Source organism: Enterococcus sp. CSURQ0835 (assembly GCF_902706605.1).
Lineage (GTDB): Bacteria > Bacillota > Bacilli > Lactobacillales > Enterococcaceae > Enterococcus_A.
On record NZ_CACSLH010000001.1, the window covers coordinates 67,619 to 87,205 of the forward strand.

Annotated in this window: 18 protein-coding genes; 4 read left to right on the plus strand and 14 right to left on the minus strand. The window is 42.2% G+C overall.

All coding sequences use genetic code 11. The features are described 5' to 3' along the window. Positions 1-3: 3 nt before the first annotated feature. On the minus strand, positions 4-345 hold the full coding sequence (locus tag GVJ38_RS00330; RefSeq protein WP_159721176.1) for a PTS glucitol/sorbitol transporter subunit IIA: 342 nt from the start codon (positions 343-345) through the stop codon (positions 4-6). Positions 346-450: 105 nt separating this feature from the next. On the opposite strand from GVJ38_RS00330, the gene GVJ38_RS00335 reads away from it, so the two are divergent. Further along, positions 451-1,464: a lactonase family protein gene (locus tag GVJ38_RS00335; RefSeq protein ID WP_159721177.1), complete on the plus strand. Its 1,014-nt coding sequence runs from the start codon at positions 451-453 to the stop codon at positions 1,462-1,464. Between the two features lie 6 nt (positions 1,465-1,470). Beyond that, on the plus strand, positions 1,471-1,632 hold the full coding sequence (locus GVJ38_RS14135; RefSeq protein ID WP_200849427.1) for a hypothetical protein: 162 nt from the start codon (positions 1,471-1,473) through the stop codon (positions 1,630-1,632). Positions 1,633-1,895: 263 nt separating this feature from the next. Here the strand turns inward: GVJ38_RS14135 and GVJ38_RS00340 are convergent, their stop codons facing one another. From GVJ38_RS00340 to groES, 9 genes are all read right to left on the minus strand, one after another. Then, complete coding sequence (locus GVJ38_RS00340; RefSeq protein WP_159721178.1) at positions 1,896-2,321, minus strand: hypothetical protein; 426 nt, start codon at positions 2,319-2,321, stop codon at positions 1,896-1,898. Positions 2,322-2,374: 53 nt separating this feature from the next. Beyond that, positions 2,375-5,059 carry a cation-translocating P-type ATPase gene (locus GVJ38_RS00345; protein ID WP_159721179.1) on the minus strand — a complete coding sequence of 895 codons (2,685 nt, stop codon included), beginning with the start codon at positions 5,057-5,059 and terminating at the stop codon, positions 2,375-2,377. Positions 5,060-5,309: 250 nt separating this feature from the next. Continuing rightward, the gene (locus tag GVJ38_RS00350; protein WP_159721180.1) at positions 5,310-6,083 is read right to left on the minus strand and encodes a tRNA 2-thiocytidine biosynthesis TtcA family protein; all 774 of its coding nucleotides are present in this window, start codon (positions 6,081-6,083) and stop codon (positions 5,310-5,312) included. A 10-nt stretch (positions 6,084-6,093) separates the two neighbouring features. Next, positions 6,094-7,992: an LTA synthase family protein gene (locus GVJ38_RS00355; RefSeq protein ID WP_159721181.1), complete on the minus strand. Its 1,899-nt coding sequence runs from the start codon at positions 7,990-7,992 to the stop codon at positions 6,094-6,096. 149 nt (positions 7,993-8,141) lie between these two features. After that, on the minus strand, positions 8,142-8,969 hold the full coding sequence (nadE, locus tag GVJ38_RS00360; protein ID WP_159721182.1) for an ammonia-dependent NAD(+) synthetase: 828 nt from the start codon (positions 8,967-8,969) through the stop codon (positions 8,142-8,144). Continuing rightward, positions 8,966-10,453: a nicotinate phosphoribosyltransferase gene (locus GVJ38_RS00365; protein WP_159721370.1), complete on the minus strand. Its 1,488-nt coding sequence runs from the start codon at positions 10,451-10,453 to the stop codon at positions 8,966-8,968. The genes nadE and GVJ38_RS00365 overlap by 4 nt, the downstream gene beginning before the upstream one ends. 93 nt (positions 10,454-10,546) lie before the next feature. Continuing rightward, positions 10,547-10,903: a DUF1827 family protein gene (locus GVJ38_RS00370; protein ID WP_159721183.1), complete on the minus strand. Its 357-nt coding sequence runs from the start codon at positions 10,901-10,903 to the stop codon at positions 10,547-10,549. Positions 10,904-11,116: 213 nt separating this feature from the next. Further along, the gene (gene groL, locus GVJ38_RS00375) at positions 11,117-12,748 is read right to left on the minus strand and encodes a chaperonin GroEL (RefSeq protein ID WP_159721184.1); all 1,632 of its coding nucleotides are present in this window, start codon (positions 12,746-12,748) and stop codon (positions 11,117-11,119) included. A 25-nt stretch (positions 12,749-12,773) separates the two neighbouring features. Then, the gene (gene groES, locus GVJ38_RS00380) at positions 12,774-13,058 is read right to left on the minus strand and encodes a co-chaperone GroES (RefSeq protein WP_159721185.1); all 285 of its coding nucleotides are present in this window, start codon (positions 13,056-13,058) and stop codon (positions 12,774-12,776) included. Positions 13,059-13,254: 196 nt separating this feature from the next. Between groES and GVJ38_RS00385 the strand changes: the two genes are divergently transcribed. Together GVJ38_RS00385 and GVJ38_RS00390 are read left to right on the plus strand one after the other, a co-directional pair. Beyond that, positions 13,255-13,908 carry a CPBP family intramembrane glutamic endopeptidase gene (locus tag GVJ38_RS00385; protein ID WP_159721186.1) on the plus strand — a complete coding sequence of 218 codons (654 nt, stop codon included), beginning with the start codon at positions 13,255-13,257 and terminating at the stop codon, positions 13,906-13,908. Positions 13,909-13,977: 69 nt separating this feature from the next. Then, the gene (locus GVJ38_RS00390) at positions 13,978-14,607 is read left to right on the plus strand and encodes an NAD(P)-dependent oxidoreductase (RefSeq protein ID WP_159721187.1); all 630 of its coding nucleotides are present in this window, start codon (positions 13,978-13,980) and stop codon (positions 14,605-14,607) included. A 123-nt stretch (positions 14,608-14,730) separates the two neighbouring features. Here the strand turns inward: GVJ38_RS00390 and GVJ38_RS00395 are convergent, their stop codons facing one another. The 4 genes from GVJ38_RS00395 to walK are packed head-to-tail and all read right to left on the minus strand — an operon-like array spanning position 14,731 to position 19,585. Beyond that, entirely contained in the window at positions 14,731-15,540 is an 810-nt protein-coding gene (locus GVJ38_RS00395) for an MBL fold metallo-hydrolase (protein WP_159721188.1), read from the minus strand. 45 nt (positions 15,541-15,585) lie between these two features. Then, positions 15,586-16,431, minus strand: coding sequence for a two-component system regulatory protein YycI (locus GVJ38_RS00400; protein ID WP_159721189.1), 846 nt, complete (start codon positions 16,429-16,431; stop codon positions 15,586-15,588). Beyond that, positions 16,431-17,756 carry a YycH family regulatory protein gene (locus GVJ38_RS00405; protein ID WP_159721190.1) on the minus strand — a complete coding sequence of 442 codons (1,326 nt, stop codon included), beginning with the start codon at positions 17,754-17,756 and terminating at the stop codon, positions 16,431-16,433. Before GVJ38_RS00405 ends, GVJ38_RS00400 begins: the two co-directional genes overlap by 1 nt. After that, on the minus strand, positions 17,756-19,585 hold the full coding sequence (walK, locus tag GVJ38_RS00410) for a cell wall metabolism sensor histidine kinase WalK (protein ID WP_159721191.1): 1,830 nt from the start codon (positions 19,583-19,585) through the stop codon (positions 17,756-17,758). Before walK ends, GVJ38_RS00405 begins: the two co-directional genes overlap by 1 nt. Positions 19,586-19,587 lie beyond the last annotated feature (2 nt).

A 19,587-nucleotide genomic window follows, 5' to 3' on the forward strand; every position in this document is an offset into this window, starting at 1 on the left:
CTCCTAGTGAAACGTGATTTTCATTTCCGCTTTAAGCGTCGGTAATTTTTCTGGGCTAAGATAGATCCCATTTGCGATCGTTTCGTCACTGTGCTGAAATAAAAGCGTTGCGTGGCTCAACTGATTCAAATTTTGATTCACTAGCGGACCGACTTTCGTTACATGATAAGTTTGATCACCAAAAGTCAGTGTACTGCCAACTTTTAATTCGATCGAATCACTTGGCATCGTTTGCAAGATCGAATACTCGGCTAAATCTTTCGTTGCACTAGGTCCAAATAAAATCAAAATCTTTTCATCATTGATCGCTTGAGCGCCAATTTTTTTAATGGTTGTCGTTGCCATGAGTCACACTCTTTTCTTCAAATTCTTCTTTAAATTATAACACAAACTTGTCGCTATCCAAGTTGTCATTTCCTTGTTACAATAATTTTATAAGGAGGTCGTGTCATGAAAATTCTTTTAGGCACTTACACGCGGAGAAAAAGTGAAGGTATCTACCAGATCGAACTTGATCCGCATAAAAAACAATTAACTGAGCTGACTCTTTTGCATAAGGAGACTAGCCCGACTTATTTAACAAAAAGCAACGCCGGCAATCTGTATACGGTAACGACGGTGAAAGAACAAGGTGGAGCAGCCGCTTACGATTCAAATGGGAATTTTTTGAATGCTGTAACAGAAAAAGGCGCACCATTGTGTTACGTCGCAGTTGATGAAAAACGGCAACTGCTTTATGGCGCCAATTACCATAAAGGTGAGATCAATGTTTACCACCTTCAATCAGATGGCTCGCTTGCTTCGGCGGCAGCCTTGTATCATGTTGAAAAAACCGGTCCGAATAAAAATCAAGATGCCCCCCATGTCCACTATACAGATCTCACCCCAGACGAACGACTCGTCGTTTGTGATCTTGGAACGGATCTAGTCAGCACATATGATATTTTTGAAAATGGTGAGTTGGGTCTGAAAAATTTTTATCGGGCTGAACCTGGGACTGGTCCACGACACTTGGTCTTTCATCCAAACGGTACATTAGCGTATTTGTTAGGCGAACTGGACAGCAGTGTCACCGTCTTAGCCTACAATCACGATTTAGCAGAGTTTACACAAGTTCAAAAACTTTCCGCACTCCCTTCAGATTACACGGGTGAAAATGGCGGCGCTGCGATTCGGATCACTCAAGACGGAAAATTTTTATATACGTCTAACCGCGGCCATGACTCGATTGCCGTCTTTGAAATCGCTGCAGACGGTACATTGAAAAAAATCCAAACGATCGCAACCGAAGGCAATTTTCCACGAGACTTCGCTCTTGATCCTAGTGAACAGTTTATCGTGTGTGCGAATCAAAATAGCGACAATTTGACTTTGTTCAGCCGCGATGCGCAAACGGGTAAATTAACAGTGAGTCAAAAAGATGTTTATGCACCAGAATGTGTTTGCGTTTATTTTGAGGAGTGAGTTAGATTGAACCGTGAAGAAGTAATCGAACGTTTGAAAAAAGAATTAGCGTTGCCGCTGTTTAACGGCAAGCTGGAAGATAAAACGTACAGTGAAGCCGAGTATCAAAAAATCAAGCAAGATTTGCAACGCTATTTTGAAGACTACGTGCGCAACGTCGAAAATTAGAATTCCTCCTTAAGAGAGCGACAGTTTGGCGTCGCTCTCTTTTTATTGGAGCAAAAGCGGCTTTATCAGTTCAATTTTTTATTCCCACTAAAACAAAAAGACCACCGATCTCTCGGTGGCAAAAGGAGTAATTACTATTTTGTAGTGAAAAGAAAAGGTTATTGGTTATGAATCTATCTTACTCGATCTTTTCTTTTTTGTATTTAAAATAACGTGACAATGTAATTAGAAAACCTTTGTTGTATTTGTCTTGCTGATAACTGTTATTGCAATAACAAATTAGTGATTTTTTGGATCGTTTTGTAGATCGTATCCGTTGCTTCATCTTGCTTTTGTTCCGCTAGATCAAATGCTTTTTGATCTAAGCTTGGTTGTAAGCTGTCAGTCATCTCTTGGCAACCAGCCACATATTGAAGATACGCTTTTTCCAATCTTTTATGGTTGCCGATCACTTTAGCAGGCGGCTTCAACAAACCGATCTGCTTGCCGAGCTGACGATAAACAGCGGTTCCTTTTTCAAACAATTCATGGATCTCTGCCAATGTTTTATCATCTAAGTCAGCCATCTGATCATGATCGATGGCATTTCTGATTTTTTCATAACTTGGGTGAAGCTTATCTCCCATCTGTTCTGTATTTTGAATCAGATCATTGATTTCTCGGGCATAAAAGCCGGTATTCGGACGCATATGATTCTCTCCCTTGGTAAAAAGCTGTCGCAAGATGCGGCAGCTTTTTATTTTTACTTATCATTATTATACAACATTTTACGTTGGAAAAGTTTAACAATTTCAACAACTGGAATAATCGCAAAGGATACTCCGATCACGATCCCCCATTGGTAACCGTCTAAGTGAGCTACTCGGAATACGTCGTTTAGTCCTGGTACGATGATGATCACCATCATTAAGACAAAGGACAATAAGATCGCCCAGTTGAAGCTCTTGTTTCTAAATGGTCCCACTTTGAAAAGAGATTGATGAACTGATTTTACGTTAAAGGCATGGAACAACTGCATCAAACCTAATGTGGCAAAGGCCATCGTCAAGGCATCGGAATGGATTTCTTGATATGTTGTGTGAACTGGCCACTGGATCGCAGACCAGTAAACGAACAAGACGCTGGCGGCTTCTAAGATCCCTTGGTAAATGATGCTGGACAACACGCCGCCTGAAAACAGATTGGAATTTCGGCCCCGCGGTTTGTGTTGCATCAAATCTTTTTCCGCTGGTTCCATTCCTAATGCGATCGCTGGGAACGTATCGGTTACTAAGTTGATCCATAATAAATGAATCGGTAGCAAGGTATCCCAACCAAACAATGTTGCCAAAAACAAGGTTAACACTTCACCTAAGTTGGCAGCCAGTAAATATTGAACGGCTTTTTGAATATTTGAGAAGACTTTTCGACCTTCTTCGACGGCTACGACGATCGTCGCAAAGTTATCATCGGCTAAGACCATGTCAGACGCGCCTTTAGAAACTTCCGTCCCAGTGATCCCCATACCGATTCCGATATCCGCTTGTTTCAGTGCCGGTGCATCATTGACCCCGTCACCCGTCATGGCAACGACTTTACCTTCTTTTTGCCACGCTTTAACGATCCGAACTTTATGCTCAGGTGAGACACGCGCGTAAACGGAATACTCGTCAACTTTTTGCGCGAACTCTTCATCGCTCATTTCGTTTAATTGTGCACCAGTCAAGACGGCATCGTCATCCCCGGCTTTAATGATCCCAAGGCGAGCGGCGATCGCTTCGGCGGTGTCTTTGTGGTCACCGGTGATCATGATCGGACGGACACCAGCTTCTTTTGCCACACGAACGGCTTCGGCTGCTTCAGCCCGCTCAGGATCGATCATCCCGACTAGACCCGCAAAGATCAAATCATTTTCTACGATTTCAGATTCCATTTCCACTGGGATCGCATCGGCATATTTGTACGCCATCCCTAAAACTCGTAACGCTTGTTTGGCCATGTCTTTATTATGGAATAAAATATTTTCTTTTTCGGCTTTGGTCATGTCGATAACTTTGCCATCTAACAAGACTTTCGTTGCTCGTTCTAATAAAACATCCGGCGCACCTTTGACCGCGATCAAAAATTTCCCATCCGGCTGCTCATGGATCGTACTCATTAATTTCCGCTCTGAATCAAAGGGTAATTCTGCGACCCGTGGTTCTGTTTTAACTTGTTCACGGACATCAAAATCGTGGTTCAAGCCAAATTGAACTAATGCTGTTTCCGTTGGGTCCCCGATCAAGTTCCCCTCCGCTCCGATCTTCGTATCATTGGCGAAGTTCATGATCTTAAGGGCCATGTTATCAGTTGGGATCGTTCCTTTGGCATCCAGCTGTTCATTGTCCGTGTATAATTTTTCCACGGTCATTTGATTCAAGGTCAATGTCCCTGTTTTATCCGACGCGATAATATCAGTTGAGCCTAATGTTTCAACGGCTGGCAACTTCCGGATCACGGAATTTCGTTTGGCCATGACTTGCGTTCCTAAAGCCAAAATGATCGTTACGATCGCCGGCAAACCTTCTGGGATCGCAGCAACGGCTAATGAGATCGAAGTCAATAACATATCGACCCAAGAAGTCCCATTGATCACGATTCCGACAACAAACATGATGACTGCGATTACGATGATGGCGATCGTTAAGAATTTACCTAATTGGTTCAAATTATTTTTCAGCGGTGTTTCAGTTTCATCCGCTTGGGCTAACATACCAGCGATCTTACCGACTTCAGTGTCCATTCCTGTATTGACCACCACACCAGTTCCCCGGCCGTAAGTGACATTACTGTTAGAGTACGCCATGTTGATCCGATCGCCGATTCCAATCTCAGCGTCATCTAATACGATCGTTTCTTTTTCAACTGGAACGGATTCACCCGTCAAAGCGGCTTCTTCGATTTTTAATGACCGCGCTTCGATCAAACGGACATCAGCTGGTACTACATCCCCAGCTTCTAGTAACACGATATCTCCAGGAACGAGATCAGTTGATTTGACTGATGTCGTGTGGCCATCGCGCAAGACATTGGCACTTGGCGTTGACATTTCACGCAACGCTTCAATAGCTTGCTCAGCTTTTGATTCTTGTAAAACACCCATTACGGCATTGATGATCACAACGGCTAAAATAATGATCGAATCGACCACTTCATGAGAAACGACGGCAGAGATGATCGCCGCAACGATCAAAACAATGATCATCATATCTTTGAACTGTTCAAAGAAGCGCACCACCATACTTTTCTTTTCGCCTTCTTCTAGTTCGTTTGGTCCATATGAAGCGATTCGTTTGTCCGCTTCAGCTTGCGTCAGACCATCTTTAGTCGTCTGCATCTCAGCTAAGACCGTTTTTTCGTCTTCCGTGTAAAACGGCTTCACTAATTGTTGTTTTTTCTCTTCTGACATGTTCTTCCTCCTTCACAAATTTGCATCACAAGGCCATCTTGATCAAAAAAGCATTGATCACAGCTCTTTCATCGTAAAAAAAATAGACTTGTGTATGCGCAAAGAACATACATAAGTCTCACTATTTAAGGCAACACCAGAAAATTTTTTTCTTGTTGGTGATGTTGCCACAGCATGTGCTGCTAGTTACTCCCTCATGAATACTAACTGAATTATACAAGAGGGACTCATTAAAATCAATCACTTATTGTTATCTTTCAGAAATTAAAAGGCTTTCTTTCAAGCTTTTTTGCCAAAAATCAGCAGCGGTTCCTTGCTCCATTCCCATTACGAATTTTGTTCGGATATCTGGATAATTTTCGGCTAATCGACTCACCAGCTGTTTGATCTCTTCGCGTTTAGTTTTTTTATCGACTGGACACGGATTGAACACGACCGGTAATTCCTCCCGCGCCACAAAACGAATGATTTGTTTTTCTGGTAAATAGATCATGGGACGGATCAATGAAATTTGATTTTTACTCAAGTAACTGATCGGCTCAAAACTATTCAAGCGGCCATGAAATAAAAAATTCATAAAATACGTCTCAATGGCATCATCTACATGATGACCCAGCGCGACTTTTTGACAGCCTAACTCCCGAGCGCGATGATACAAGTACCCACGGCGCAATTTAGCACATAATGAACACGGACTTTTTTCTTGCCGAATATCAAAAACGACTTTTGCGATGTTAGTCGGGACGATCTCAAGTTCATATCCAAGTTCATGGACAAATGTTGCTAACGGCGAAAGATCGCAGTCAGCAAAGCCCATATCTAACGTGATCGGGACTAACTCAAAATCAAAACCTAAGCGGCGCTGGCGTTTGATTTGATCTAAAAAACACAACAAGCTCGTACTGTCTTTGCCACCGCTCATCCCAACGGCGACTTTTTCACCTGGTTTGATCAGCTGATGATTTAAAATCGCCCGGCGGATCGGATTATAAAAGTTTTGATTATCTTTCTTCTTAAAACTCATCCTGTGCTCCTTAGTCAAAAAATTTCGCTTGCAGGCTGTACTGCTGGCCAGCTACGATATCATATTGGATCAATTGGTACTCATGGTACACTTTTTGTTGTGCCGCAGTCAATCGCAGTTCTTTGCGCCACTTACCTTTTTGATAAACGAGTTGCTTTTCAAAGGCTGGTACACTTGTTTGTAACGTACTTTGCAATTGATTGAAGCCAGTCACTTGTAAACCACTTTGATCAAACAGTTCATTTTGATAATAAAATGGACTGATAATCGCATGATGCTGCTGACTATTTTGTAGACGATGGCGATTATCATAAAATAAAAATTCCGTCTGGTGCAAGTTAGCGGTAGAATTTTTTGCTTGGATCGCCTCGCTGTAAATTCCCGGCAAGTGATCGCCCCAAAAGACGACCAGCGTTCGTTTAGGCAACTGATCTAGCTTTGCCAAAAAATTTTTTAACGCGGTGCTGCTGTACGCAATATCTTGTAAATAATTGTTAACCGTCGCGTTGTTGTCGCCAAATGCACGATACGGGATCTGTTGGTACTTATCCGCATATGGCATGTGAGTCTGCATCGTAACTAAATGAACGAATTGCGGTGCTTTTTTATTCAAGAGCTTCAAGATTTGCTGGTACGCTGCTTCATCTGAGATATACGGATTATGTTCAAGTTTCTTTTTGAATTGGATCGTATCTTGATCTAAAAACTGATCAAACCCTAACCGATCATAAACAGTTTGCCGTTTATACATCGACGTGTTATACGGATGGATCGCAGTCGTTTGATAATGTTGAGTCTTCAAACGCGAGACGAGCGAAGGAAATTTTTCCAGCTTCGGCAACAGCTGCGTGTAAGGCGTCGTCAATTGCGGATTAAACAGCGCCATTGAAAAACCAGTCAACGCTTCAAATTCAATATTAGCCGTGCCGCCACCGTAATTTTGCGAGAGCATCTGTCCGCTGTAAGTTTGTTGCGCGACGTACCGGTAATCTACCAGCGGATCGCCCCCAGCTATCGTCAACCCTTTCAGCCGTGCCGGATCAGAAAAACTTTCACTCATCACATAAATGATATTGGGCTTTTCTTCACTGCGGTCTTGATTGACTTGAGCTGCTTTTTTGTCGTAATTCGTAGTGATCTGTTGAATTTTTTGTTTGGAATAATCTTTCGGTTTAGCCATCGGATCGATTTTTAAATTATATAAAAAGCCGCCCATAAACCCGGTATTATAATAATTCATCTTTTGACTGTAAGGAATCCACAGCGCTGTTTGGTTGTACGCTTTACGCAAAATATTTTGCGGATTATTGAACGTATTGATGTAGCCCAGTAAAACCGTTGCCAGCAAAAAGATTCCGGCGCGGATAAATTGGTTTTTTTTTGGTAAACGAAAACTTCGGTACAGGCCCCAAATTATCACCACTACTCCCGCCAGCAATAATCCTAGATAGGCTAAAAAAGGTCCCGTCCCTAAAATATCTTTCAGCATTTTAAACGCAGTGATCATCTTCAAATCATCTGGATAGATCGGCTCCATCCGATATTTCATTTTTAAAAAATTAGCCACTCCGACACCAATAACTGTTAGCAAGTAGGTTGCTGCCCCCCACAACCATGAGCCTAAAAAACTAGCCAAAAAACTATAGAACACTAGCAACACAAAACAACCTAAGAAAAATTTTTCCGTGTGCCATGAAAAAGCAAATTTAAAGGCCAAGCTAAACGAAAATTGATTTTGACACAATTGTAAAAATAAATTCGATCCGATGATCAAAAACAAAGCCGCGAGTAATTGATACAATCGTTTTGAACGTAAGATAATTTTGATTTTTTTGATAAAAGCCAACTCCTGTCTGGAGATTATTTTAGCGATTTGCAAGAAAGAAGTAAAGCAGCTTTCTAAACTCATTTTATTTTCGTAAAAAAACAGGTAATCTGAAAAATTTTTCTCACCAAAAAAAGCGCGATCGATTTGCCCTATGTTTCCCATGGCTCATCGTTCACACTTTACTTCGTTTCATGATCAGCTGTTGGCTTTATCACGGATTGAAGAACAATTTATTTTTTCCAAAAATCATCCAACAGTGAGATCGGCAAATGACGTTTATGCTGCGTCTTGTGCCACCAACTTTCGATCACTTGTTGCGCTTTTGGATCGATCTGCTTGCCTTCTAAATAATCATCGATATTGTCATAGGTTACGCCTAATGCGACTTCATCGGAAACGAGAGGCTTTCCATCTTCCAAATCAGCTGTCGGAATTTTTTGATAGATCGCTGCTTCAGCTCCAAGTTCTTTTAACAACATTTTGCCTTGACGTTTATTCAAACGAAACAGCGGTAAAATATCCGCACCGCCATCGCCAAATTTCGTGAAAAAGCCGGTGATGTTTTCAGCGGCGTGGTCTGTTCCGATCACAGCGCCGCTTTTAGCACCTGCGATCGCGTATTGTGTGATCATCCGTTGACGGGCTTTGATATTTCCTTTATTAAAATCGCTGATCGCTACGCCAGCTGTTTCCAAGGCGGTAACTTGGGCATCAACAGCAGCTTTGATATTAACGACTAAGCTAACATCCGGCTCAATAAATTTCAAAGCACGGACTGCATCGGCTTCGTCTGCTTGTTCGCCATACGGCAAGCGGACTGCGATGAATTGATAGGCTGGATCTTTTGTTTCTGCTCGCAATTCAGTTAGGGCAAGTTGCGCTAACTTTCCAGCTAGTGATGAGTCTTGTCCGCCGCTGATCCCTAAGACCAATGTTTTTAAAAACGGGTAAGTCGTCAAATATTCTTTTAGAAAATCGATACTCTTACGAATCTCTGCTTTTGGTTCAATGACTGGCTTCACACCGAGTTCGGCAATGATTTCTTGTTGTAATGTCATGAAAAATCTCCTTCCAGCTTCGGTTGCATCTCGCTCACTTGCTTGCGGACTTTTTCGATCGTTTTGATCTTATGGTTCCAGCAATCAGTCGACAGATCAACTGGATATTTTTGGGGATTCAAGTCGCGCTTGTACTCTTCCCACAGTGAATCTAGATTATCATACGCATTTTGTTTAACATCTTCTAAGTCTGGCAAATCATAGACTCGTTCGCCTTTAACGTAGATCTCTTGCAAGATCGGACGCGCATTAAAATTACGAACCGTTTTATTGATGAACGTATGGATCGGATGGAACATATAGATCTCATCTTCTTCTCGCGGATCTTCATCCCACAAAGTCACATAATCGCCTTCTGATTTTCCATCAGATTCGCGAGTGATCCGCCAAACTTGTTTTTTACCTGGCGTCGTAACTTTTTCAGCATTGTTAGATAATTTGATCGTATCGATCATCTGGCCCGCTTCATTTTCAATTGAGACCAATTTGAAGACAGCTCCGAGTGCTGGTTGATCGTAAGCGGTGATCAGTTTCGTTCCCACACCCCAGACATCGATCTTAGCGTGTTGCATCTTCAAGTTTAAAATCGTACTCTCATCAAGGTCATTAGAAGCGTAGATCTTGGCTTCTGTGAATCCAGCTTCATCTAATTGTTGGCGGACACGTTTGGAGATATACGCCATGTCGCCGCTATCGATTCGCACGCCTAAGAAATTAATCTTCTCGCCCATTTCTTTTGCGACTCGAATCGCATTTGGCACACCCGAATTCAACGTGTCATACGTGTCCACTAAAAAGACACAATCTCGATGGGTCTCAGCATACGCTTTAAAGGCTTCGTAATCATTTCCGTAAGATTGGACTAATGAATGAGCGTGGGTCCCACTGTCAGGAATTCCAAAAATCTTACCGGCGCGCACGTTACTCGTGGCGTCTGCACCACCGATGTAAGCAGCCCGCGTGCCCCATAAAGCCGCATCTAATTCTTGTGCCCGGCGCGTCCCAAATTCTAACAACGGATCGTCTCCAATCACAGATTTGATCCGTGCCGCTTTAGTAGCGATCAGCGTTTGGAAATTCACGATATTCAACAGTGCGGTCTCCACTAGCTGGCATTGCAACAGCGGACCTTCTACTTGAATGATCGGTTCATTGCTAAAGACCAATTCCCCTTCAACTGCTGAACGGACCGTACAAGCAAATTTAAAATTCCGCAAATATTCGATGAATTCCGCTGGGTAGTGTTCCACTTCGGTTAAATAATCTAAGTCGCTTTGACTGAAAGACAACGTTTCAAAGTAGTTGACTAAGCGCTCCAACCCAGCAAAGATGACATAGCCGTTATCAAATGGCATCTTGCGAAAATAGCATTCAAAGACTGCGTGGAGATCTGCCCGACCCGTCTCCCAATACGTCTTCATCATATTGATTTGATACAGATCCGTGTGTAACGTTAAACTGTCATCTTCGTATAACTTTCTCATGGTCATGTTAGGCTCCTCATTTTTTAATTACATTTATTATAACAAAAAAAGACGACGCGACAAAAAGTTTTGACGCACCGCCTGCTGGTTAACTCATGCTTTGACTTGGTAGTCCACCATGATGATATCTTTATAATGATACTTTGGTCGGATGCCAGCTTCTAAAACGTGTTGCTTATAGCCGACATCTACCGTCACATCTTTACGATCGACTTTCAGTACACGATGGATGATCGTATCTACTTCGTTGTGGCTGATTTTTCGGTAACGGTTCAGCAGTAACAAACTGATTTTATCGTAACGATCTAAATAAACGATATTGGTTCGATCGTAAGAATATAATTTATACAATTTGATCGCTTCTTCATTTTCGATCGCATATTTAGAAATATTGGGATAAAGCGTTTCAAGATTCATATTTTTACTGATTGGGGTCTCAATAAGTTTCATCTGATTTCCTCCTACTTTTTCTTTTTATTTTACCACGTTCTGCCAACTTGCGACAGGTTTTGGTCTAGACTTCAAAAAAATTGTGAAAAAAAAGTGTGTTGCACAAACGACTCAGCTTATAAAAATCAGCTCCACTTCCGATCGAGCTACTTTGCTTTCACAAAATAAAAAAAGACGAGACCGAAAATTTTCAGTCTCGCCACTTGTGTTAAATTACATCATGCCGCCCATCATTGAAGGATCCATGCCACCTGCTGGAGCTGCTGGTGCTTCTGGAGCTGGTTTGTCTGCTACAACGGCTTCAGTTGTCAACAATAAGGCTGAAACAGAAGCTGCGTTTTGTAAAGCAGAACGCGTAACCTTCGTTGGGTCAACGATCCCAGCGTCAACCATGTTTACCCATTCGCCAGTTGCAGCATTAAAACCGATTCCTTTGTCAGCATTTTTCAATTTATCGATTACGACTGAACCTTCGTAACCAGCATTTTCTGCGATTTGACGAACTGGTTCTTCTAATGCTCGAACAACGATGCTAACACCTGTTGCGACATCGCCATCTGCTTTCAAATCAGCGACACTCTTGATCACGTTGACTAGGGCTGTTCCCCCACCAGAAACGATTCCTTCTTCAACAGCTGCACGCGTTGAATTTAAAGCGTCTTCGATTCGTAGTTTCAATTCTTTCAATTCGGTTTCAGTTGCAGCACCAACTTTAACGACCGCAACTCCGCCAGCTAATTTTGCTAAACGTTCTTGTAACTTTTCCCGATCGAAATCAGAAGTTGTTTCTCCGATTTGACGTTTCAATAATTCGATCCGTTCGGTTAATTTTTCTTTATCGCCAGCGCCTTCAACGATCGTCGTGTTGTCTTTGTCGATCACGACTTTACCGGCAGAACCTAAACTATCGATTGTAGCATCTTTTAATTCTAAACCAAGATCTTCAGTGATGACTGTAGCACCCGTTAAGATCGCAATATCTTCTAACATTGCTTTCCGACGATCGCCAAAGCCTGGTGCTTTGACCGCTACGACATTGAACGTACCACGGATTTTATTTAAAACTAATGTTGGCAATGCTTCGCCATCTACATCGTCTGCGATAATCAATAATGAACGAGATTGTTGAACGACTTGTTCTAATAAAGGCAAGATGTCTTGAATGTTTGAGATTTTTTTATCTGTGATCAAGATGTATGGATTTTCTAACGCAGCTTCCATCTTGTCATTGTCGGTGACCATGTATTGTGATAAGTAGCCACGGTCAAATTGCATCCCTTCAACCACGTCTAATTCCGTATCGATCCCTTTTGATTCTTCAATAGTGATTACGCCGTCATTGCCGACTTTTTCCATTGCTTCGGCAACTAATTCACCGATTTTTTCGCTTCCAGAAGAAACAGCAGCAACTTGTGCGATCGCGTCTTTTGAATCAACTTCACTTGAGATGCTGTGTAATTTTTCGACAGCTGTTTTCGTTGCAAGTTCGATCCCGCGGCGAATTCCTAGTGGGTTGGCACCAGCTGTGACGTTTTTCAAACCTTCACGCACGATGGCTTGTGTCAAAACAGTTGCCGTTGTCGTTCCGTCACCTGCGATATCATTTGTTTTAGAAGCAACTTCTGAAACGAGTTTTGCGCCCATATTTTCAAAATGATCTTCTAGTTCAATGTCTTTTGCGATGGTGACCCCATCATTTGTGATCAAAGGAGAACCATAAGATTTTTCTAACACGACATTCCGTCCTTTTGGCCCTAAGGTTACTTTGACGGTATCCGCTAATTTATCTACACCGCGAAGCATTGCTGCGCGAGCGTCTTCTGCAAATTTGATTTCTTTTGTCATCTTTTCTTCACCTCAAAAATTTATTTTACGCTACGATTGCCATGATATCTTTGGCAGAAATAATCAAATATTCGGTTCCTTCGAACTTCACTTCTGTTCCAGAATATTTTTCAAACATTACTGTATCACCGACGGCTACTGGCATTGGTGCTTTTTGTCCGTTGTCTAATGTCTTGCCTTCACCAACTGCGACCACTTTAGCCGTTTGTGGTTTTTCTTTAGCGGCAGACGCTAATACGATCCCGCCGACTGTTTTTTCTTCTTCTTCAGTGACTTCAAGAATCACGCGATCACCTAATGGTTTTAACACGATAAATCCCTCCAAATAGTAATGAATTGAATTTCATTAGCACTCTTAATCTCAGAGTGCTAACTTACATTCCCTATCATACTCATTTTCGAATTTTTTTGCAAGTCATTCACTGCTATTTTTTTCAAATTTCTTTTAAAGTCGTCTCAACCAAGGTATGCTATAATCAGATCAACTTGCTGGAAAGGATTTTAATATGAAAAGTAAAACGTATAGCTTTTGGACGCTCATCACGTACGGATTAGTCTTAGTCGCTCCGGTTTTTTTCGTCCAATTCATTCACATCAATGCCAATCAAAATATTCAGCTCGCCACGATCGCCTTCATTATCGGCGCGATGCTGCTACTTACTTATTTGAAAAAAAGTCAGCCACTAGCGTTAGAACAAAAACAACTATCGACTGGAAAAGCAATCGCATGGGGCTTAGCGGGCATTCCGTTGTCACTTACCTTACAACTGTTGATCTTACAAATCGAGCAGCAGTTTTTCGGACAACAAGGTGCTTCTGCTAACACGCAAAATATCGTCTCGTTGATCCAAGAAAATATGATTTTTATTTTAGCAACGACGATCGCCGGTCCCATCATGGAAGAACTCGTTTTTCGGCGCGCGATCTTTGGCACCTTGCAGCAGCGATTTGGTTTTATCGTGCCAGCTCTTTTAAGTTCAGCGCTCTTTTCATTAGCTCACAACGATGGTCATTATTTATTGTACGGCGGACTAGGTATTTTTTTCTGTTGGCTCTATCAACATACGGGAAAAATTTGGACCTCGATGCTCACCCACGTGGGGATGAACTTATTAGTGGTCATGACGCAACTTGCGGTGCACGCGAATCTCCCACGCTAGATCAATCTTTTGCCTTTTTGATCAATTCCCTCTACACTTGAGTTATCAAATCGTAGGGGGTTTTTGTTTATGAAAATAGCAATTATCGGCGCAACCGGACGGGCAGGTTCGTTGATTTTAAATGAAGCATTAGAACGACAAGTTGACGTGACTGCCATCGTTCGCCGCCCAGAAAAATTAACGGTCGATGTACCCTATTTAAAAAAAGATCTATTCGAATTGACCACGGCTGACTTAAAAGATTTCGATGTCGTGATCGATGCTTTCAATGCACCAAAGGGAAAAGAAGAATTGCACCAAACATCATTACAGCATTTGATCGACATTTTGTCAGGTACAAAAACGCGTCTCTTAGTCGTGGGCGGAGCCTCTTCTCTTTATATCGATGACGACAAAACCAAGCGCATGATTGATGTTTCAGATCCAAAAGCACCTTATTACCCAACTGCTTATAATATGTATCGCGCCTTTTTAGAATTACCTCGCGCCAAAAATCTTTATTGGGGATATTTAAGTCCAGCGGCTTTTTTCAATCCCGATGGTAAACGAACGGGCGAGTATCAATTAAGTGATGATCGCTTGAAGAAAAATAGCGACGGTAAAAGTGAGATCAGCATGGCCGACTACGCGATCGCCATGGTGGACGAAGCGTTGCATCATCAATATGATAATCAACACATCAGTGTCGTAAGTTTATAAAAAAGCTTCGCGGACTCATTCGCGAAACTAGACAGCTTTAGACTTGGAATTAAAACTCACTTGAGTCTCAAAAAAGCAGCCTCTTGCTGGAACAAATTGTTCCAGCAAGAGGCTGCTTTTAGCTTAAACTGCAAATAAGTCAGTCGCTCGTTCGGGATCGGTATCGTAAATTTGAAATTGATAATTGACACCTAGATCGTAGCGCGTCAATGTTTCTTCCATCGTCAAATGCGCAAGTTCTTTCAAATTATTTTCTTTACTCAAATGACCGAGGTAGATCCGTTTGGTGCGATCTCCTAAAATATCGGTCATGACTAAAGCACCATCGTCATTTGACAAATGCCCCCGATCACCTAAGATCCGCTGCTTCAAGTTCCAAGGATAAGGTCCCATCCGCAACATTTCTAAATCGTGATTGCTTTCCACTAAATACGCATCTGCATCTTTGATCACACCACGAACGTGTTCACTGACATAACCCGTATCCGTCAACATGACAAACGAATGACCATCTTTATAAAAACGATAAAATTGTGGCGCAGAAGCATCATGGGAAACGCCAAAACTTTCGACATCAAGATCGCCAAAAGTTAAGACTTTGCCCATCTCAAAAATTTGTTTTTGTTCTGAATCGACTTTACCGATCAAAGGAGCCATCGCGTCCCACGTTTTTTCATTGGCATACACTGGCAATTTATATTTACGTGCCAGCACCCCAACTCCGTGGATATGATCGCGGTGTTCGTGGGTCACTAAGATCGCATCCAAATCTTCTGGTTTACGATCGACTTGCGCGAGCAGTGACGTGATTTTCTTCCCACTGAGTCCCGCGTCGACTAATAAACGTTTCTTCGGCGTTTCGACATACAGCGAATTTCCCGTGCTGCCGCTGGCTAAAATACTGATATTAAATGCCTGAGTTTGTTCTAACATGAGTCCTGGTCCTTCCCTTTTGCTGCATCTAGTATACAACCCTCGCTATTGATTTTCCACCTTAGGCACTAAATTATTCGTGATCACTTGGTTGCTGATGGCATTGACCTTTTCGATCTGCATCACCTTGTCCGCCCCTTCGACTTTGACGAACCACACTGGAACATACACATTTTTTTCGCGAACTTCAAGTGTGCGGAAATAGCCGAGGTAGATGTCTAAGATTTTTGATTTTTCCGGGATGTGATTGTTGATGTATAACGTGTTCAAAATTTCTTTTTCTGAGTACAGCGACATTTTTTCCCGCAATGGTTCGATATCTTTCAAAAGTGATTGGGTATATTTGGTAACGATCATCTTGCCATCCGTCTCTTCTACATCCAAAGTCACTCGCGATGTCTCATCAATGAACGGAATCTCTTCATACCTTTGCGCCCCAATGATCTTAGACGCCTTTTTGTCTGTCTTAGAGATGCTAGGCAAATAATGATACTGCTCGCCTTGCAAAATAAAATCATTTTTTTCCATCAACCGATTGAAGCTCGTTTCAGCTCGTTGCAAGTTAAAGGTCTGATCATTGGTCGGATAGCTGGTCAATACTTTATCTTGGACTACGGCTGCTTCATGGATCTTCGGTTGATTTGAGTGAGTCAACGTGTCGTTTAGATCAACTTGTTCTGCACTTAAATAGTAGCCTTCATAATGTTTATTCGATAATTTTTTCTCATAGGTGATGCCGTCATTTTCTAAGCGCTGGACGATATCATCTCGCTGATTGGAATTGACGACTAAACTAAATTCATGCCGGCTGTTCCAATAAATACTAAACAAGAAAATATTGATACCTAAAAAGGCGATGAAAAAAATCCATTCGATTTTTCTAAAGTCCATTAGTTCGCCTCCGATCCTGAATGCAGATCACCTGACAACATTTGATCCATCGTATACCACGAATCGTTGTATTTTACATACCACTCAGGCGTCAACGAAACGACTTTGTTGACACCTTCTACATCTTGCCACGTGTAGCCGATGATGTAACTTTGGATCGTGGACAGATCGATTCCTGAAGCTTGCAACTTGTTCAACATCGTAAGGGAGCTAGGCAACTCGATGATCTCATCAGATGGTACTGGTACTTGGATCGTATCCATGCTCGTCTCGATCGCGACTTGATTAGCTAACTCATTTTTCGTCTCGCCGATCGTAATCTTCAACTGACCTTTCCCGGCTTGGCTGAAGATCGGATAGCCTTCAACAAAGATCCGGTACATCAAACGATCATCTTTGCGGTCAAAATATTTAAGATTTCCCACCACAGTTCCTAAACGACTGACATAATTGAAACTTTGGGTATAGATGCTACCATTTTTCAATCGTTCTGGCAGCTCGCCCGAAAATTTTACGATCCGTTTTTGTTCATCCATCTCCATATCTTCATGGCCACTGACAAATGAACGCACACCGTTGGCTCCTTCTTCTCCTTTGACTTTATCTGGTTCTTGGAAAAAGGCATTTCGAAATAATGAATAAGGTTGCGTGGATAAAATGTAACTGTATTTTTTCAATTTGACGCTGTCTTTGGTTTGCATCAACCGCGGGATCAATTGATTGTTGACCGTCATCGGAATGAACCGATGGGGATTTTTTGTATACAATTGATCTAAGCTCGTCTCTTTCGTCAAGATCGAAGCTTCATACACTTGATGTTTTCGATAGCTCAAAAACCGAATCTTTTGTTTTCCAAAATCAACTTGGATCTTAGAAAACATGATGGAATCACTGTCTTTGATATTTTTCAAATTCAACGGCAAGTCGAACACTTTCACATATTCCGTCAGTGAAAAGGCGCCTTCATAATTCAATTCCAGGCCATCATTTAAGTGGAGATAATCTTGAAAATGTGACTCACCATCTGCAACTAGTTGCAGTTGTCCGTACGTGCTTTCTGTCAAACGTGCTTGAGCCGTTGCCAATAGATTTTCACTATTGGTTTGGTAACTTTCCCCGTTGCGATCCCAAATCCCGCGGATCGGCAAGAAAGCTTCGGTAGCTTTCGTAAAATTTTGTTCGTTGTTGGCCACTTTTTTAGTCGTTGACGAATTGACGTTTGGCGTTTTACTAGCGGGACTCAACCAAATGGAATACGTCAAAAACAAACTGAGTCCGATTAAAAAAATCAAGAGGACGCGGATGATTTTTTCTGATAACTTCATTATTCCCACCAATCCTCCTCATACGGTTCATAAGGCAGTGAAATGTAAAAGGTCGAGCCTTTGCCCTCAGTGCTTTCGACCCAAATGGAGCCGCCATGCGCTTTCATGACTTCTTTTGAAATCGCGAGCCCTAAACCAGTCCCACCTTGTTTGCGAGCCCGAGCTTTATCAACGCGATAAAACCGTTCAAAAACTTTGTCGAGATCTTTTTTTGGAATCCCCAAACCTTCATCAGTGATCCCTAACACGATATTGTTATGTGTCTCCATCAAATGGACTGTGATCGTTCCGCCATCTGGTGAATATTTGATCGCGTTATTCATGATGTTATCGATCACTTGCATGATTTTATCTGTATCGATCTCTACCCACAACTCACGTTCCGTAAAGTCGCGGACGATTTTATATTTCTTCTCTTGATTGGTGACCATCATGTCAAACCGATCCAAAATGTAATCGACTAGCTCGTTGAAATTAACAAATTCGAGATTCATCGGTTGATTTCCTGAATCCATGCGCGATAAATTCAATAAATCGTTGATCATGCGGATCATGCGATCGGTCTCGACTAACGTCACGTGGATAAATTCCGGCGCGACTTCTTTATCTTCCCACGCACCTTCATCTAACGCTTCTAAATAACTACGGACACTCGTTAGCGGCGTACGCAATTCATGCGAGACATTGGAAACGAATTGTCGGCGTTCTTCTTCGGTCTTTTCTTGTTCGGTGACATCATGTAAGACGACCACGAGCCCGCTGATAAAACCCGATTCACGCCGGATCATCGCAAATTCAGCTCGCAAGATCATGCGGTCTTCTTCTTGTTCAGATTTAGAACGATCTAGTAAGATCTCTTCTTGTGATTCTAATAATTTTCGCAACGTATATTCTTCATCCAGATCCAGCAAAGTCAAAATCGATTGGCCGATCGCCTGCTCGCTGTCGACATCTAATAACGTCAGGGCCATCTCGTTGATCGTGATGACTTTTCCTCGGCGGTCCGTCGCGATGACACCATCCGTCATATGCGTCAAAACAGAATCTAACCGATTTCGCTCAGCTTCCATCGTATCTTGTGCGTCTTCGATCCGATCCGATAATTTATTAAAAGTTTGCGCCAATTGACTCAGCTCGTCATGACCATAGACTTCGACTTTATCCGAATAATCTCCTTGCGCGATCCTGACGGCCTGGCGCCGCATATCCTCGATCGGTTTCGTGATAGAACGTGACACTAATAGCGCGACGATCATGGAGATCACACCGGCGATCACCGAAGCGGAGAAAAAGATGATGGCCGTGTTACTGATTTCGGTATATTTTTGTTCAATGTCACTTTTAACATAAAGAGCCCCGATCACGGCGGAATCGCCTGTCGGGGACTGGATAGGTTGGACATTGACATATACCCGTTTATTATTGTCATCAAGTGCGACGTATTGCTTCAATGAAAAATCATCGATATCACTAAACTCATTTTTCTTGCCGACGATCGTATCTTTTTGACCGACATCATTGGTCGCAATCACGATTCCTTTATCATCCACCACCCACATCTCTAAAATATCTGAGGCAGTGTTGTCTTCTAAGATCCGTTGAACCGCTTCGGCATCGTCTTCGTTACTTTCAGACATCGTCGTTCCTAAGCTTGTCGCCAAGTTTGCTACTCGCTGATTCATTTCTTTGGTGTAATTATTGATCGTGGATTTTTCTAAGCCGCGAATAAAATACGCACCGATGATTTCAATGGAGATCAGCAAGATCAAGATAAACGAAAACGCGATCTTGAAATTGACTGACCGATAAAAACGGACATTGTTCTTCATGG